At 58.4% G+C, this 17630-nt stretch carries 13 protein-coding genes and 1 pseudogene; all 14 read left to right on the forward strand.

Translation table 11 applies throughout. The annotated features are described in order from the left end of the window. Positions 1–9: 9 nt before the first annotated feature. The 14 genes and pseudogenes from flgK to fliG all read left to right on the forward strand — a co-directional run bounded on the left by flgK (position 10) and on the right by fliG (position 17625). A complete protein-coding gene (flgK, locus tag J2W17_RS01370; protein WP_307328032.1) occupies positions 10–2034 on the forward strand; it encodes a flagellar hook-associated protein FlgK in 2025 nt (674 codons plus the stop codon). A 14-nt stretch (positions 2035–2048) separates the two neighbouring features. After that, positions 2049–3638 carry a flagellar hook-associated protein 3 gene (locus tag J2W17_RS01375; protein WP_307328036.1) on the forward strand — a complete coding sequence of 530 codons (1590 nt, stop codon included), beginning with the start codon at positions 2049–2051 and terminating at the stop codon, positions 3636–3638. Between the two features lie 366 nt (positions 3639–4004). Continuing rightward, positions 4005–4931, forward strand: coding sequence for a ketoacyl-ACP synthase III (locus tag J2W17_RS01380; protein ID WP_307328038.1), 927 nt, complete (start codon positions 4005–4007; stop codon positions 4929–4931). Between the two features lie 240 nt (positions 4932–5171). Further along, positions 5172–6872 carry a flagellin N-terminal helical domain-containing protein gene (locus J2W17_RS01385; RefSeq protein WP_307328040.1) on the forward strand — a complete coding sequence of 567 codons (1701 nt, stop codon included), beginning with the start codon at positions 5172–5174 and terminating at the stop codon, positions 6870–6872. Positions 6873–7087: 215 nt separating this feature from the next. Continuing rightward, positions 7088–7299 (forward strand): annotated as a pseudogene (locus J2W17_RS01390) (flagellar protein FlaG); the annotation flags it as partial. A gap of 81 nt (positions 7300–7380) precedes the next feature. Further along, positions 7381–8757 carry a flagellar filament capping protein FliD gene (fliD, locus tag J2W17_RS01395; protein WP_307328042.1) on the forward strand — a complete coding sequence of 459 codons (1377 nt, stop codon included), beginning with the start codon at positions 7381–7383 and terminating at the stop codon, positions 8755–8757. Between the two features lie 154 nt (positions 8758–8911). Further along, positions 8912–9307: a flagellar export chaperone FliS gene (fliS, locus tag J2W17_RS01400; protein ID WP_307328046.1), complete on the forward strand. Its 396-nt coding sequence runs from the start codon at positions 8912–8914 to the stop codon at positions 9305–9307. A 17-nt stretch (positions 9308–9324) separates the two neighbouring features. Next, complete coding sequence (gene fliT, locus J2W17_RS01405) at positions 9325–9621, forward strand: flagellar protein FliT (protein ID WP_307328049.1); 297 nt, start codon at positions 9325–9327, stop codon at positions 9619–9621. A 169-nt stretch (positions 9622–9790) separates the two neighbouring features. Next, positions 9791–11266 (forward strand): sigma-54 dependent transcriptional regulator, encoded by a 1476-nt coding sequence (locus tag J2W17_RS01410; protein ID WP_307328051.1) that lies wholly within the window; start codon positions 9791–9793, stop codon positions 11264–11266. A gap of 295 nt (positions 11267–11561) precedes the next feature. Continuing rightward, a complete protein-coding gene (locus J2W17_RS01415; protein ID WP_307328054.1) occupies positions 11562–12782 on the forward strand; it encodes a sensor histidine kinase in 1221 nt (406 codons plus the stop codon). A gap of 5 nt (positions 12783–12787) precedes the next feature. Further along, positions 12788–14173, forward strand: coding sequence for a sigma-54-dependent transcriptional regulator (locus tag J2W17_RS01420; protein ID WP_307329441.1), 1386 nt, complete (start codon positions 12788–12790; stop codon positions 14171–14173). Positions 14174–14483: 310 nt separating this feature from the next. Further along, on the forward strand, positions 14484–14813 hold the full coding sequence (gene fliE / locus J2W17_RS01425) for a flagellar hook-basal body complex protein FliE (protein WP_064679115.1): 330 nt from the start codon (positions 14484–14486) through the stop codon (positions 14811–14813). 15 nt (positions 14814–14828) lie between these two features. Next, on the forward strand, positions 14829–16616 hold the full coding sequence (gene fliF, locus J2W17_RS01430) for a flagellar basal-body MS-ring/collar protein FliF (protein WP_307328059.1): 1788 nt from the start codon (positions 14829–14831) through the stop codon (positions 16614–16616). Next, positions 16609–17625 (forward strand): flagellar motor switch protein FliG, encoded by a 1017-nt coding sequence (gene fliG, locus J2W17_RS01435; protein ID WP_307328063.1) that lies wholly within the window; start codon positions 16609–16611, stop codon positions 17623–17625. Before fliF ends, fliG begins: the two co-directional genes overlap by 8 nt. Positions 17626–17630 lie beyond the last annotated feature (5 nt).

Here is a 17630-nt window from a genome sequence, read left to right on the forward strand (position 1 = left end):
GTCTGAATCATGAGTTTGCTCAATATCGGGATGTCGGGTCTGAACGCCAGCCAGGTGTCGTTGGCGACCGTCGGCAACAACATTGCCAACGCCAACACCGCCGGCTACTCACGCCAGCAAACCCTTCAGAGCAGTAATACTTCGCACCTCAATGGCGGGGTGTTTATCGGCAGCGGTACGACCCTGGCCGATGTGCGTCGGGTGTATAACGCTTACCTCGATAACCAGCTGCAAACCTCCACCTCGCTGAGTAGCGATGCCAACGCCTACCTCGAGCAAGTGAACCCGCTCGACAAACTCTTCTCCGACAAGACCACGGGGATCGGTGCGGTACTGAGCAGCTTCTTCGCCTCGGTGCAGACGTCTGCCGGTGCGCCGAGCGACATCGCTGCGCGGCAGTTGCTGTTGACTAATGCGCAAACGTTGAGCAGCCGCTTCAACGCCCTGGCGTCACAGATGCAGCAGCAGAATGAAGGTATCAACAGTCAGTTGACGACGATGACCGACAAGGTCAACCAGCTGACGTCGTCGATTGCCTCGTTGAACCAGCAAATTTCCCAGGCCGGCAATGCGAGCGGCAGTGGCCCCGGCAACTTGCTCGATGCGCGCAATGAAGCTGTCCGTACGCTCAACGAATTGGTCGGTGTCACCGTCCAGGAGCACAACGGCAGTTACAACGTTTCCCTGGGCACGGGGCAGTCGCTGGTGATGGGAAACACGGCGAACACACTCTCGACTGCCAGAAGCGGGATCGACAAAAGTCAGCTGAATGTCCAGATCAACTCGCCGTCGTCGGTCAGTGACGTGACCTCGGTCATCAGCGGCGGCAAGATCGGTGGATTGCTGCGCTATCGCGAAGACGTGCTGGCGCCGGCGATGAATGACCTGGGCCGCACGGCGCTGGTGGTTGCCGACAAGATCAATAGCCAGTTGGGGCAGGGGCTGGATGCCAATGGCGAGTTTGGTGCCTCGTTGTTCTCCAACATCAACAGTGCTGCCGCCATCAGTCAGCGAAGCCTGGGGGCGTCGAATAACAGTGCCGGTTCCGGCAACCTCAACGTCACCATCACTAATTCCAGTGCATTGACCACGTTTGATTACCAGGTCACCTTCACAGCCGCGGACAAGTACACCGTCAAGCGTTCCGATGGCAAGGAGATGGGGGCTTTCGACCTGTCGCCCGCGGCAGAAATCGATGGTTTCAAGCTTGATCTCAACGGCGGCGGTCTGAGCGCCGGAGATTCGTTCAAGGTCATTGCGACCCGTGGCGGCGCGAGTGCCATCACCACCCAGATGACCGACTCGAACAAGCTGGCGTTCGCCGGCCCTCTCGTCGCGACCAGCGGCACCGGCAACAGTGGCACCGGTGCGCTGACACCGCCCGCACTGTCCATTCCGATGGACATTTATAGTGGTGCCGACCTGGCAGACCTGCAAGCAGGCATCAAGAATTCGATGCCGGTGACGCTGACTTTCAAAGACGCGGTGGGCGGTAGCCAGGAGTACGAAGTATTCGACTCGAAAGGGCAGAGCATTCATAAGGGCACGATCGTTCCCGGCCAAGGCAACGATCTGAACATCAAAGTGCCGATGCTCGACGCGTCTGGCGCGGTGATCCCCGGCAAATCTTTTTCCTTCAACACCACCGTCAGTGGCGCGCCTTCGAAGAATGACAAGTACGAAGTTGCATTCAACGTGGATGGCAAGAAAGACAACCGTAACGCCAACGAACTGTTGGGCTTGCAGACCAAGGCCACGGTTGGTGTCAGTGAAGGCAACGCCGGCATGAGCATGGGCACGGCCTACAGCAAACTGGTGGGACAAGTCGGCGCCAAGGCCAGCCAGGCCCTCGGCGACAGCACGGCAAGCGGTGCGATTCTGGCGCGTGCCAAGTCCGAGGTGGCCTCGGTGTCCCAGGTCAACCTCGACGATGAAGCCGCCGACCTGGTCAAGTTCCAGCAGTACTACACCGCGTCGTCGCAGATCATCAAGGCCGCGCAAGAAATCTTCAGCACGCTGATCAACAGTCTTTAAGGGAGTCTTCGACGATGCGAATTTCTACAGCCCAGTACTTCGAGACGAGTGCGGCCAAGTACCAGAATAACTTCTCCTCGATCGTCAAGACCCAGGAACAGATCACCTCAGGTGTGCGGATTCAAAGTGCCGGTGATGACCCAGTGGGTGCGTCGCAGTTGCTGATGCTGCAACAACAGAAGGCGATGCTGGGGCAGTACACCACCAACATGGGCAGCATCAAGAGTTCACTGGCCAACCAGGAAAGCGTGCTGGATAGCGTCAACACCGCGCTGCAGCGCGCTCGCGAGTTGGCGCTCCAGGCGGGTAATGGTGGCTACAGTGATGCCGATCGAAAAACCATTGCCGGCGAGATAGGCGAGATTGAAGCGCAAGTATTGAGCTTGCTCAACAGCAAGGACTCGCTGGGCAACTACATGTTCGCGGGCTCGAAAACCTCGACGCCGCCGTATGTGCGTAACAACGACGGCACCTACGCCTATCAAGGTGATGACACCCAGTTGAGCCTTCAGGTGTCGGACACTTTATCCATTGCCAGCAGCGATACGGGTAAAAACATCCTCGAGTCGGCTGCAAACTCGGGGCGCACCCAAGCGACTCTAGATCCGTCGAAGCCTAATGACGGTACCGTTTCAGTGTCCGCAGGCTTGATGAAGTCGAATGCGGCCTATACCAATAGTTTTACTGCTGGAGAACCCTACGAACTGAAGTTTGTAGACAGCACGCATTACACCATCGCGGACAAGGATGGTAAGGATGTGACGTCCGAAGTGCCTGGCAACGGCGTGTTCGATGCGAAAAAAGAAGATGGCGCGACCATCAGTCTGCGGGGCGTGGAGTTCGACATCACCCTGCGCCTCAAGGCGCCTGTCGATCCTGTGACCAACCTGCCAATGACCCCTGACGAAGAGGTCAAGGATCACATTTTCTCGCTGGGCACCCAACCTGACAGCTTCAATGCATCACGGACCCCGAGCAACGATTCGACGGCTCAGATCACGCAGTCCGGCGTCGCGAACCAGGATGACTACGTCAAGGGTTTTCCCAACAGTGGCGTAGTCATCAAGTTCATCGATGCCACCAACTACAACGTCTATGCCCAGCCTGTGGGGGCAGACAGCAAGTCGATTGGCGAGGGTACTCTGGCTGCCGGCTCGATCACGTTCGCAGGGGTGAAGTTTGATTTTACCGGGGACCCGCAAGCAGAAGATCAGTTTGTGGTGGGGGCGAGCAATCACCAGACGCAAAGTGCACTGGATACCCTGAGTCAGTTACGCCAGGCGCTGGAAACACCGTCCGATGAAAACGTTCTGGCACAGATCAAGCTGAAGGACACGATCAATGCGGCGATCGGCAACCTGTCCAATGCCAGTGAGCGGGTCGATGACGTTCGAGGGTCGATAGGTGCGCGCTTGAACGCCATCGACATCCAGAGTGCCGAGAATGTCAGCCAGGGCTTGAGCAACACCAGTACGCAGGCGGCGATCGGTGATACGGATGTCGCCACGGCGTCCATCGAGCTCGCATTCCAGCAATCGCTGCTGCAAGCATCGCAGCTGGCGTTCGTGAAAATCGCCCAGTTGAGTCTGTTCAACAAGCTTTGATCCTTGCCCTATGGCCGGCACTCTCTCGCGGGAAATGCCGTTTTTTGTAGGAGCGAGCTTGCTCGCGATGGTCTTAAGGGCAACGCGTTTATCCAGAATAAACGCCTCATCGTTAACGACCATCGCGAGCAATCTCGCTCCTACAATTTGCACAAGGCACGCAAAATGCGTGACCTGCGAGTCATAATGAGCATCTTCACTGTATTGTGTCAGAAAGGATGAGCAGGGGGCTGACCCTTGCCGGACGTGTTTTCAGGGTTTCTGAAGCGTCTGTACCGTATTTTTTCACTCGGTGAAATCCAGTATTTTCAGTACCTCTCGGTCTGCGAGCGGTGATCTCCAGCTATTTAGTATTGGGAAGCCACAATGATTGGCATAAAAAGCATTGCCAGCTACGTGCCAGCGAGTGGGCTGGATAATTATGCTCAGGGCGCGAAATTCGAAAAGGATGAAGAGTTTATCCTCGGGAAAATCGGTTCGGCCTTCCTGCCGCGCAAGGACGCTGCGCAAGAAACCTCCGACCTCTGTGTCGAAGCGGCCAATGCCTTGTTTGCAAATAATCCGCAACTCGATCGTCAATCCATCGACGTGCTGATTGTCGTCACCCAGAACGGTGACGAAGAAGGTCTGCCCCACACCTCCGCCATCGTCCAGGACAAGCTGGGCCTGTCGACCAACGTCGCGGCCTTCGACATCTCACTGGGCTGCTCGGGCTACGTCTACGGCATCTATGCGATCAAAGGCTTCATGGAAGCCGCAGGCCTGAAGAATGGCCTGCTGATCACCGCCGACCCGTATTCGAAGATCGTCGACCCGCAAGACCGCAACACCACCATGCTGTTCGGCGACGCTGCTACTGCCACCTGGATGGGTGAAGACGCAGTCTGGCAACTGGACAAAGCCAAGTTCGGCACCGACGGCTCCGGCGCGCCTCACCTGAAGGTGACCGACGGGGTGTTCTATATGAACGGGCGGCAGGTGTTCAACTTTGCCCTGCTCAAGGTGCCGGCGCATTTGCATGAGTTGCTTGATGAGTCGGGCCTGACTTCCCGGGACGTCGATGCGTTCTGCATTCACCAAGGCAGCGCGGCCATCGTCGATGCCGTGGCCCGGCGTTTTGAGAACGAGCCGGAGAAGTTCATCAAGGACATGGTCGAGACCGGCAACACCGTGTCTTCGAGCATTCCGTTGCTGCTGGAAAAGCACATGTTCGATTCCAGCTGGAAGCGTGTGGCGATCAGTGGTTTTGGTGTGGGCCTGTCCTGGGGCTCGGCGATTATCCACCGCCCTTGATCCGCGACTAACGGCTACAACGAAACGCCCCTGACCGAAAGGTCCTGGGCGTTTTTGCGTTTGGCGCAGGGTGATGTAAGGCCTTGAATCTAAAGAAGTGGCACGGTGCTAGTAAATAATTCGAAAAAAGCCCTCAAGCAAATTGCATTCACGACGATAACCATTACGAAGGTTCTCTAGGCCACACCCGGCGGTTGCCAGGGCCGGAAGCCGCAGTATTCATCCAATGAGGATTTCGTCATGTCCATGTCAGTAAATACCAACACTACCTCCCTGGGCGTTCAGAGAAACCTGAACAAGGCTTCCGATGCGCTGAGCAATTCGATGAACCGCTTGTCCTCCGGCCTGAAAATCAACAGCGCCAAAGATGACGCTGCCGGCCTGCAGATCGCTAACCGTCTGACCAGCCAGATCAACGGTCTGAACGTTGCCGTTAAAAACGCCAACGACGGTATCTCCATCGCCCAGACGGCTGAAGGTGCGATGCAGGAATCCACTAACATCCTGCAGCGTATGCGTGAACTGGCCCTGCAATCGTCCAACGGCGCGAACAGCGATGAGGATCGTACTTCCCTGAATCAGGAATTCACCGCACTGTCGGGTGAGCTGAACCGTATTTCCAGCACTACCACTTTCGGTGGCAAGAACCTGCTCGACGGTTCGTTCAACAACACCAGCTTCCAGGTAGGCGCCAGCGCTAACGAAACCATTTCGTTCGGCATGGGCGACCTGAGCGCCGCTGGTTTGAAAGGGTCTTATAGCAGCGCTTCTGTTACTGGCACCAACATGTCGGCCATGGCTGCTAGCGTAGAAGGTTCCACCACTACGCTGGCTTCGACTACTGTAACGGGTGTTGCTTATACCGGGTTCGCTCCAACCGGAACCGAAAAGCTTAGCGTCAACGGTGTTGATATTACGTTGGCCGCTGGCGATAACACCAGTACTTTGGTTGCCGCTAAGATTCAAGCTCAGGTACGGGCTGCAACGGGCAACGCTGCGTTCACCGCAGTTGCAGCGGCTGGTACTGATCCTATCGCAATAACCAATCCTACTGGTTCGGTTTCCATTGCAGGTGCAGACGCTGGCAAATTTGGTTTGACTGCTGGCACTACCAGCAACAATACAGTTGGTGCGTCCACTACTCCAAAAGCTGGAAGTATCAACGTCAATGGTACTGATCTTACTATTGCTGCTGGCGCTACCATCACCAGCATCCTGACCAGCATTAAAGGCGTGGCTGGTATTGGAGATGCCCAGATCAACGATGGTCAAATTTCCATCACCTCCAAGGACGGCACCAAACTAACACTGGCAGACAGCGCTGGGGCGGCCAATAGCGGCTCTCTTACCATGTTGGGTCTGAAAAGCGGTACTTCAGACGTGAAGATGACGGCTGATACTTCACTGAAAATCGGCAATACCGAAATAAAGATTACTAAAGGTAGCGATCTTGACGCCGTTATCTCTTCGATCAACAGCGCCAGTGCCGGCGCAACGGCATCTAAGACCGCCGATGGCAAAATTGCTCTCAGCGGCAAGGCAGACATCGCGATCTCGGCAGGCACCACTGGTTCACTGGGTGATCTGGGCCTGACCGCCGGTATCACCAACGCCACAGAAACCCAAACCACCGTCGGTGATCTGGACATCCTGAGCGCTGCGGGTTCCCAGCAATCGGTTCAGGCACTAGATGCAGCCATCCAGCAAATCGACAGCCAGCGCGCCGCGCTGGGTGCTGTTCAAAACCGTTTCGACAGCACCGTCGCCAACCTGCAAAGCATCGCACAAAACTCCACCGCTGCCCGTGGTCGAGTGCAGGATGCTGACTTCGCTTCCGAGTCTGCAGAACTGACCAAGCAACAAACTCTGCAACAGGCTTCCACTGCGATCCTGTCCCAGGCTAACCAGATGCCATCCGCTGTAATGAAGCTCCTTCAGTAATCCCAGCGTCTGGTCAGTGAAAAAGAAGGGCACGTCTAACGCGCCCTTTTATTCATTACATTGACTTTCATGTGAAGTGATAGCAATAGAATATGAGTGTAACGTTAAATCAGTCCCAGCTTTAATGCGTTGTAGAGGCAATCAGTCCTGACTAGTCGCCGCCGTCAGCCGATGTGGTTCGATAAAAAACAGGTGGAACAGCCCAAGCGGGCAGAATTGAACAAGCGGTGACCGATATTCGAGATTTTGTGCCGTCCACCGAGCACAATCTGGATTTCTCGATTGATGACTCGACCGGCAGAGTCGCGGCCAGGTGATCGCTACGGGTAGTGGTGAAGTCATTCGCCAGCTGCCATCAGAAGTGACTTTGAAGTTGGATGCAAGCTTGAGTGATGCCAACAGCCTTCTGTTTGACGAAAAAGTTTAACCTGGCATGTGTTTTGATGGTGGCTGTTATTGGTGAATCGTTCGTCAAGAACATGGCGGCCGTCCGGTAAGGAGAAGAAGTATGGCAAGTTCAACCGTCAGCGGCATTGGATCAGGGATTGACACCCAGAGCATTGTCACCGCTTTGGTTAATGCCGAAAAAGCGCCGAAGCAGGCACAGATCGACAAGCAGACCGCTTCGACCAGCACGACGCTGTCTGGTATCTCGATGATCAAGAGTGCGCTGGATACTTACCGGGCAGCGATTGCCAAACTCAATACCGCCACTGCTTTTGGTAGCATTTCCGGCGCGTCTTCCGATGAGAAAATTGCCAAGACAACGGTCACTGATACGGCTACCAATGGTTCCTATGCCCTGGAAGTCAGCAAGCTCGCCACGGCTTCAAAGGTCTCTACCGCCGTGTTTGCGGGCGGGGCGTCGAGCGTGGTCAATAGCGGTACGCAAGCAACCACGCTGACCATTTCACAATCAGGTTCTGATTACGGTGTCATCATCGAACCCGGTGCGACTCTGCAGCAGACTCGTGATGCGATTAACACCCAGCTCAAGTCGAAGAATATCAGTGCAAACATTCTTACCGATGCCAGCGGCTCTCGATTGGTTTTGAGTTCGAATACAACCGGCAAGGGTACTGAACTCACCCTCAGTGGTGCTGATGAGCTGACCAAAGACTACGTGGTCACTACCATTCCGCAGAATGCCGAGTACACGCTCGATAATGTAAAGATGGAGTCCGCTTCCAACTCTGTCAGTTCGGTCGTCAGTGGGGTTAATCTCGAGCTGATTGCAGAAGGAAAATCCACAATTACGGTATCGACCAGTACCGCGCAATTGAAAACTTCCGCACAAGCGTTCGTATCGGCTTATAACGCGCTGATGACGGCTATCAATACGCAAACCAAGGTAAGTGCGACAGTGACCGCTACTGGCGGTGCGACCACGACGGGTGGTGCGCTCACGGGTGATGCGACGATGCGTAGCCTGGTGTCTTCAGTGCGCAATGAGCTGGTATTTGTGGAAGGTGGTGCAGGAAGCAGTGGCTTAAGCATGCTTTCGCAGCTAGGCATCAACACCGACAAAAGCACCGGGCTGCTAGCCATCGATGATGCCAAATGGGACAGGGGCGTGAAGGCATTTGGTTCCGAAGTCGCCGAGCTATTCACTGGCAAAAGTGGCCTTATCAGTCGCATGACGAGCGCAACTGATGCGTTCGCGAAATCCGGAGGAGTGCTGGCTCAGCGCCAGACCAGCCTGACTGACTCCCTGGACTCACTCAAGGTCGATCAGGAAGAATTGACCCGCCGCGTGGCATCCTTGCAAACCACGTTGACTGCAAAGTACACGGCTATGGATACCCTTATCGCGCAGTTGAATGCGAGCTCCAAAAGTATCATGACGACACTTAATGCGTTGAACAAAGCCAATGACGACGACTGACGATCATCAGGCAGTAAAACCCGGATACCTGTCCTCAGGCGATCCGGGTTTTTTTTGTTGAGCGTAATGGGCTGTTATTAAAGTTTCGCTTGCTAAGGTCGATAACCTGTCATAGCAGAAAATCGACAGCTTATTGTTTTTCGAGGAACCAGCCGTGAACCCCATGAAAGCCCTTCGCCAGTATCAAATGGTCAACTCGCATGCGCAGACTTCCGAGGCTAGCCCGCATCGATTGGTACAGATGCTGATGCAAGGAGGTCTGGATCGTATTGCGCAGGCAAAAGGAGCGATTGAGCGTAACGATATAGCTACCAAAGGCCTCTGTATTGGCAAAGCGGTCGCAATCGTCGGTGGTTTGCGTGAGGGACTGGACCCTGAGAAGTCGCCAACCCCTTTGTCTGATCTCGACAACCTCTACGATTACATGATGCGTCGGTTGACGGAGGCGAATATCAAAAGTGATCCGCGCATCCTCGATGAGGTTGCCGGTTTGCTCAGTAATATCAAAGAAGGTTGGGATGCCATCGCGCCCGGAAATACTTCGCTTTAATCTTCGAGGTAAAGGCCATGAGTCAAGCACTGCAACGGATTGAACAAACCCGCGAAGCCCTTATCGACGCGCTGGCCGAGCGCAATTGGGATGCGATCGGCGAACTGGATATGGCGTGTCGGGAATGCGTTGACCAGGTGCTCACCGAAGCGCCGATCGACGAGGCAGCGGTGCGCACGAATCTGGAAAGCCTGCTGGCGGTCTACAAGGATTTATTGACGGCAACGATGGGCGAGCGCCAATCGATAGTCGACGAAATGTCCCAGATCACCCAAGCGAAGAACGCGGCAAAGGTTTACCATCTGTTCGGTTGAAAAACCGGCAGTCCCACATGTAGTGCGCCATAAATTTGACTGTGCACGGTTTTTTGACTTAACTAGTGGCTGTTCGCACATTTCAGGCGTCTACAGGCCTTTCGGTCTGCGAACGTCTAGCTTGCCCACTCATTTCGGGCACCGAGTTGACTAGGGAAGTTGCTATTGCATGTGGCGTGAAACCAAAATTCTGCTGATAGATGACGATAGCGTTCGCCGCCGGGATCTTGCGGTGATTTTGAATTTTCTTGGCGAAGAAAATTTGCCCTGCGGCAGCCATGACTGGCAGCAGGCGGTCGGCTCGTTGTCATCAAGTCGTGAAGTGATCTGTGTCCTTATCGGGACGGTCAATGCGCCTGGTGCACTTCTGGGCCTGTTAAAGACACTCTCGACCTGGGATGAGTTCCTTCCGGTGTTGTTAATGGGCGATAATTCTTCCGTTGAATTGCCCGAAGACCTGCGTCGTCGAGTGCTGTCGACCTTGGAGATGCCCCCCAGCTACAGCAAATTGCTCGACTCGTTGCACCGTGCCCAGGTCTATCGCGAGATGTACGACCAGGCGCGCGAGCGCGGTCGCCATCGCGAGCCCAATCTTTTCCGCAGTCTGGTCGGCACCAGCCGGGCGATTCAGCACGTGCGGCAGATGATGCAGCAGGTTGCCGACACCGATGCCAGCGTGCTGATCCTCGGGGAGTCCGGCACCGGCAAGGAAGTGGTGGCACGTAACCTCCACTATCACTCCAAGCGGCGTGACGCGCCGTTCGTGCCGGTCAATTGCGGGGCGATTCCGGCGGAATTGCTGGAAAGCGAACTGTTCGGGCATGAGAAGGGCGCCTTCACCGGGGCGATCACCAGTCGGGCCGGACGCTTCGAGCTGGCCAATGGCGGCACCCTGTTCCTCGATGAAATCGGCGACATGCCGCTGCCGATGCAGGTCAAGCTGTTGCGCGTGCTGCAGGAGCGCACGTTCGAGCGCGTGGGCAGCAACAAGACCCAGAGCGTCGATGTGCGCATCATCGCGGCGACCCACAAGAATCTTGAAAGCATGATCGAGATCGGCTCGTTCCGCGAAGACCTGTACTACCGCCTGAACGTGTTCCCGATCGAAATGGCGCCGCTGCGCGAGCGTGTCGAAGACATCCCGCTGCTGATGAACGAGCTGATCTCGCGCATGGAGCACGAGAAGCGCGGTTCGATCCGCTTCAATTCCGCGGCGATCATGTCGCTGTGTCGTCACGGCTGGCCGGGCAACGTCCGTGAGCTCGCCAACCTGGTGGAGCGCATGGCGATCATGCATCCCTACGGGGTGATCGGCGTGGTCGAGTTGCCGAAGAAATTCCGCTATGTCGACGATGAAGACGAGCAACTGGTCGACAGCCTGCGCAGTGATCTCGAAGAGCGGGTGGCCATCAACGGCCATGCCCCGAACTTCAGCGCCAACGCGCTGCTGCCGCCGGAAGGCCTGGACCTGAAGGACTACCTGGGTGGTCTGGAACAGGGGCTGATTCAGCAGGCGCTGGATGATGCCAATGGCATCGTGGCGCGCGCCGCGGAACGGTTGCGCATTCGTCGCACCACCCTGGTGGAGAAGATGCGCAAGTACGGCATGAGCCGGCGTGAGGGTGATGAACAGGCGGAGGATTGACGCCTGTTTCGCCCCCCTGTAGGAGCTGGCTTGCCAGCGATGGACTCAAAGGCGCCGCGTTTAACCGGTAAACACGCGTTATCGCGTCCTCCCCTGTAGAAGCGAGCTTGCTCCGGGCGGCGTTCCGACGATGGTCGTTAACGATAACGCGTTCTTTCAGGATGCACGCGTTGTCCTTGCGTTTTTCGCGAGCAAGCTCGCTCCTACAGTGTGCGGTTTTTTCAGGCACGGGTATTGCTATAGCTCTCGCAACGTTCCGTTTATCTGACGGTCCAGCCCAGCGAGTGAGCACACGATGCCCCAAGCCGCCCAGATCTCTCCTGTCCCTGACGCTTCGGGGCACCCGTCCGTAGAGCAGGCAAGCCGGCTTGGCCTCGAGCAGTCGTTTGCCCTGTTCAACCAGATGTCGAGCCAGTTGACCGATTCCTACAGCATGCTCGAGGCCCGGGTCACCGAGCTCAAGGGTGAGCTGGAAGTGGTCAGCGCCCAGCGCATGCAGGAACTGGCGGAAAAAGAACGCCTGGCCAACCGCCTGCAACACCTCCTTGATCTGTTGCCCGGCGGCGTGATCGTCATCGATGCCCAGGGCATCGTGCGTGAAGCCAACCCGGCGGCCTGCGAACTGCTGGGGCTGCCCCTCGAGGGCGAGTTGTGGCGGCAGGTTATTGCCCGGTGCTTCGCGCCCCGGGAGGACGATGGTCATGAAGTGTCTCTCAAGGATGGCCGACGATTGTCGATCGCCACGCGGTCGCTGGATGCCGAGCCGGGTCAACTGGTGCTGCTCAACGACCTGACTGAAACCCGGCACCTGCAGGATCAACTGGCGCGCCATGAACGTCTGTCGTCCCTGGGGCGCATGGTCGCCTCGCTCGCCCATCAGATTCGCACACCCTTGTCCGCGGCCTTGCTCTATGCCAGTCATTTGACTGAGCAGACGCTGCCGGTCGAGACCCAACAACGTTTTGCCGGGCGCCTCAAGGAGCGCTTGCATGAACTCGAACATCAAGTGCGCGACATGCTGGTGTTCGCCCGCGGCGAGCTGCCGCTGACCGATCGCATCACGCCGAAAATGCTCTTGCAGTCACTGCAGGCAGCGGCGCTGACCCAGGTGCAGGATGTGTCGATCCGCTGGCAGTGCGACAGCCATGCGGGCGAGCTGCTGTGCAATCGCGACACCCTGGTCGGTGCCCTGTTGAATCTCATTGAAAACGCCATTCAGGCCAGTACCGGGGGCGTGCGCTTGAAGGTCCATCTCTATACCCGCGACAACCACTTGTGCGTCGCGGTCAGTGACAGCGGCAGTGGCATCGACAGCCAGGTGCTGGCCCGCCTGGGCGAGCCGTTTTTCACCACCAAGACCACCGGCACCGGCCTCGGCCTGACCGTGGTCAAGGCGGTGGCGCGGGCCCATCAGGGCGAATTGCAGCTGCGCTCGCGGCTCGGTCGCGGCACCTGCGCGCGGGTGAGCCTGCCGCTTTTTTCGGCGGACAAGCCCAGCGTTCAGGGGGCGCAATGAGCACCATGGCGATCAAGGTGTTGCTGGTCGAGGACGACCGCGCACTGCGCGAAGCCTTGGCGGATACGCTGCTGCTCGGCGGGCACGCCTACACCGCCGTGGGTTCGGCGCAGGAGGCGCTGGCTGCTGTCAGTTGCGAGGCGTTCAACCTGGTGCTCAGCGACGTCAACATGCCGGGCATGGATGGCCATCAACTGCTCGGATTGTTGCGGGCGCGTCAGCCGCAATTGCCGGTGTTGCTGATGACAGCCCATGGCGCAGTGGAACGGGCGGTCGATGCGATGCGCCAGGGCGCGGCGGATTACCTGGTCAAGCCGTTCGAGCCCAGGACCTTGCTCGATCTGGTGGCGCGGCATGCGCTTGGCAGTCTTGGTGCGAGCGAAGGCGAGGGGCCGATAGCGTTCGAGCCGGCCAGTGCGCAATTGCTGGCATTGGCCGCGCGGGTCGCGCGCAGTGATTCCACGGTGCTGATCTCCGGTGAGTCCGGGACCGGCAAGGAAGTGCTGGCGCGGTACATCCACCAGCACTCTCACCGCGCCAGTCAGCCGTTCATTGCGATCAACTGCGCAGCCATCCCGGACAACATGCTCGAGGCCACGCTGTTCGGACACGAGAAGGGCTCGTTCACCGGAGCCATCGCAGCGCAGGCCGGCAAGTTCGAACAGGCGGATGGCGGGACCCTCCTGCTCGACGAAATTTCCGAAATGCCCCTGGGCCTGCAGGCCAAGCTGCTGCGCGTGTTGCAGGAGCGGGAGGTCGAGCGGGTCGGTGCGCGCAAGCCGATCGTCCTGGATATTCGCGTGGTCGCCACCACCAACCGTGACCTGGCCGCTGAAGTGGCGGCGGGGCGGTTTCGTGAAGATTTGTACTATCGGTTGTCGGTATTTCCGCTGGCCTGGCGTCCGTTGCGCGAGCGCACCGCGGATATCCTGCCGCTGGCCGAGCGTTTGCTGGCCAGGCACGTGAACAAGATGAAGCATGCCGCGGCACGCCTGTCGCCCGAGGCGCAGGCCTGCCTGATCGGTTATCCATGGCCTGGCAACGTGCGCGAGCTGGATAACGCGATTCAGCGCGCGTTGATTTTGCAGCAGGGCGGGTTGATTCAGCCCCAGGATTTCTGTTTGGCCGGGCCGGTGGCCTGTGCGCCGTTACCAGTCTTGGCACCTGCGACGGTGCGCGCGGTGGAGGTCGAAGCGGAATCCGCCGGGGCCTTGGGCGATGATTTGCGGCGCCGTGAGTTCCAGATGATCATCGACACGTTGCGCGCCGAGCGAGGCCGTCGCAAGGAAGCTGCCGAACGCCTGGGCATCAGTCCGCGCACCTTGCGCTACAAGCTGGCGCAGATGCGCGATGCCGGCATGGACGTGGAAGCCTGTCTGTTCGCCACCTGACTCACCCAATCCTGCCGCAACACGCCCCCCCCGTAGGAGCTGGCTTGCCAGCGAAGGCGGCCTGTCAACCAACACATGCATCGACTGACACCCCCCCCCCGTAGGAGCTGGCTTGCCAGCGAAGGCGACCAGTCAACCAACACATGTATTGGCCGAGAGACCGCTTTCGCTGGCAAGCCGGCTCCTGCAGGGGCGTAGCGTTTGGGAGTCTTTTGTTCAGAGCGCCATGGAGCTGGCACCCTTGTTGCTAACACCTGACTACCCGCCGAGTGAGCGTCAAAAAATTGCGGGTCGCCAGAGAGAGTAGACGATGAGCCAAGGTATTGAATTCAATCGGTTGATGCTGGATATGCGGGCCATGCAAATGGATGCCATGTCTGCGCCGAAACCGACGGCTGCCGTGCCTCAACTACCGGGCAGCAGCTTTGCCGACATGCTCGGTCAGGCCGTGAATAAAGTGAACGAAACCCAGCAGGCCTCCAGCCAGTTGTCCACGGCGTTCGAGATCGGCAAAAGCGGTGTCGACTTGACCGACGTGATGATTGCCAAGGAAAAAGCCGGCGTGTCTTTCCAGGCGATCACCCAAGTCCGAAACAAGCTGGTCCAGGCCTACCAAGACATCATGCAGATGCCGGTTTAAGGACGATAGCGAGTCATGGCAGAACCAGGCGCTGATAACGTTCCGGCCAGGGCCATTCCGGCAGGCGGCAAACCGCCGCTGTTCGGGTTGTCCTTTCTGGAAAATCTCTCCGAGATGACCATGCTGCGTCAGGTGGGCCTGTTGGTCGGTCTGGCGGCGAGCGTGGCGATTGGCTTTGCCGTGGTGTTGTGGTCCCAGCAACCGGACTATCGGCCCCTGTACGGCAGCCTCGCCGGCATGGACGCCAAACAGGTCATGGATACCCTGGCGGCCGCCGATATTGCCTACTCAGTCGAACCCAATTCCGGCGCCTTGCTGGTCAAGGCCGAAGACCTGTCCCGCGCGCGCCTCAAGCTCGCGGGCGCTGGTGTCACTCCCAGCGACGGCAATATCGGTTTTGAAATCCTCGACAAGGACCAGGGCCTGGGCACCAGCCAGTTCATGGAAGCGACCCGCTATCGGCGCGGCCTTGAAGGCGAACTGGCGCGGACCATCTCCAGCCTGAACAACGTCAAGGGTGCCCGGGTGCACCTGGCCATTCCGAAAAGCTCGGTGTTCGTGCGCGATGAGCGCAAGCCCAGTGCGTCGGTGTTGATCGAGCTGTATTCCGGCCGTTCCCTGGAACCTGGCCAGGTGCTGGCGATCATCAATCTGGTCGCGACCAGTGTGCCGGAGCTGAGCAAATCCCAGGTCACCGTGGTCGATCAGAAGGGCAACCTGCTGTCGGATCAGGCGGAAAACTCCGAGCTGACCATGGCCGGCAAACAGTTTGACTACAGCCGCCGCATGGAAAGCATGCTTACCCAGCGCGTGCATAACATTCTGCAACCGGTGCTGGGCAACGATCGTTACAAGGCCGAAGTCTCGGCCGATGTGGATTTCAGTGCCGTCGAGTCGACCTCCGAGCAGTTCAACCCGGATCAGCCGGCGCTGCGTAGCGAACAATCGGTGAACGAACAACGCACCACCAGCAATGGCCCGCAAGGCGTGCCGGGTGCCCTGAGCAACCAGCCGCCATCGCCGGCTTCCGCGCCGGCAACCACCGGTGGCGGCACCGCATCGGCCGGCATGGTGCAGCCTGGTCAGCCGCTGCTGGACGCCAACGGTCAGCAAATCATGGACCCGGCCACCGGCCAGCCGATGCTTGCCCCTTACCCGGCGGACAAGCGTTCACAGTCCACCAAAAACTTCGAGCTCGACCGTTCCATCAGCCACACCAAACAGCAGCAGGGCCGCCTGAATCGCCTGTCGGTGTCGGTGGTGGTGGACGATCAGGTCAGGATCAACCCGGCCAACGGTGAGACCACCCGCGCGCCGTGGACCGCCGATGAATTGTCGCGCTTCACCCGTCTGGTGCAGGACGCCGTCGGCTTCGACGCCAGCCGTGGTGACAGCGTCAGCGTGATCAACATGCCGTTCTCCGCCGAGCGCGGTGAAGTGATCGCCGATGTGCCGTTCTACTCCCAGCCGTGGTTCTGGGACGTGATCAAGCAAGTGCTGGGTGTGCTGTTCATCCTGGTGCTGGTGTTCGGTGTGTTGCGTCCGGTCCTCAACAACATCACCAACGGCGGCAAAGGCAAGCAATTGGTTGGCGTCGGCAGTGATGTCGAATTGGGTGGCATGGGCGGTCTGGATGGTGAACTGGCCAACGACCGCGTCAGCCTTGGCGGGCCGCAGAGCATCCTGCTGCCGAGCCCGAGCGAAGGCTATGACGCCCAGTTGAATGCAATCAAGAGTCTGGTGGCAGAAGACCCGGGTCGTGTGGCCCAGGTCGTCAAAGAGTGGATTAACGCAGATGAATGATAGAGCCGCTGCCGCGAAACTGTCCAAGGTCGACAAAGCCGCGATCCTGCTGCTGTCCCTGGGCTCCACCGACGCCGCCCAGGTGTTGCGCCACATGGGCCCCAAAGAGGTCCAGCGCGTGGGCGTGGCCATGGCGCAGATGGGCAACGTGCACCGCGAGCAGGTCGAGCAGGTGATGAGCGAGTTCGTCGAGATCGTCGGCGACCAGACCAGCCTGGGCGTCGGCTCCGACGACTACGTGCGCAAAATGCTGACCCAGGCCCTGGGCGAAGAGAAGGCCAACGGCCTGATCGACCGCATCCTGCTGGGCGGCAACACCAGTGGCCTGGACAGCCTGAAGTGGATGGAGCCACGCGCCGTCGCCGACGTGATCCGTTATGAACACCCGCAGATCCAGGCGATCGTGGTCGCGTATCTCGACCCGGACCAGGCCGGTGAGGTGCTGGGCAACTTCGATCACAAGGTGCGCCTGGACATTATCTTGCGGGTTTCCTCGCTCAACACCGTGCAGCCGGCCGCGCTGAAAGAACTCAACCAGATTCTCGAGAAGCAGTTCTCCGGCGCCTCCAATGCCTCGCGTACCAACCTGGGTGGCATCAAGCGCGCGGCCGACATCATGAACTTCCTCGACAGCTCGATGGAAGGCCAGTTGATGGACTCGATCCGCGAAGTCGACGAAGATCTGTCCGGCCGGATCGAAGACCTGATGTTCGTGTTCAACAACCTGGCCGATGTCGACGACCGCGGGATTCAGGCGTTGCTGCGCGAAGTGTCCTCCGATGTGCTGGTGCTGGCCCTCAAGGGGTCGGACGAAAACGTCAAGGAAAAGATCTTCAAGAACATGTCCAAGCGGGCGGCCGAACTGTTGCGCGACGACCTCGAGGCCAAGGGCCCGGTGCGCGTCAGCGACGTGGAAACCGCGCAGAAGGAAATCCTCACCATTGCCCGCCGTATGGCCGAAGCCGGAGAAATCGTTCTCGGTGGGAAGGGCGGCGAAGAGATGATCTGACATCA

Origin of the sequence: Pseudomonas lini, assembly GCF_030812475.1 — a bacterium.
GTDB classification, from domain to species: Bacteria; Pseudomonadota; Gammaproteobacteria; order Pseudomonadales; family Pseudomonadaceae; genus Aquipseudomonas; species Aquipseudomonas lini_A.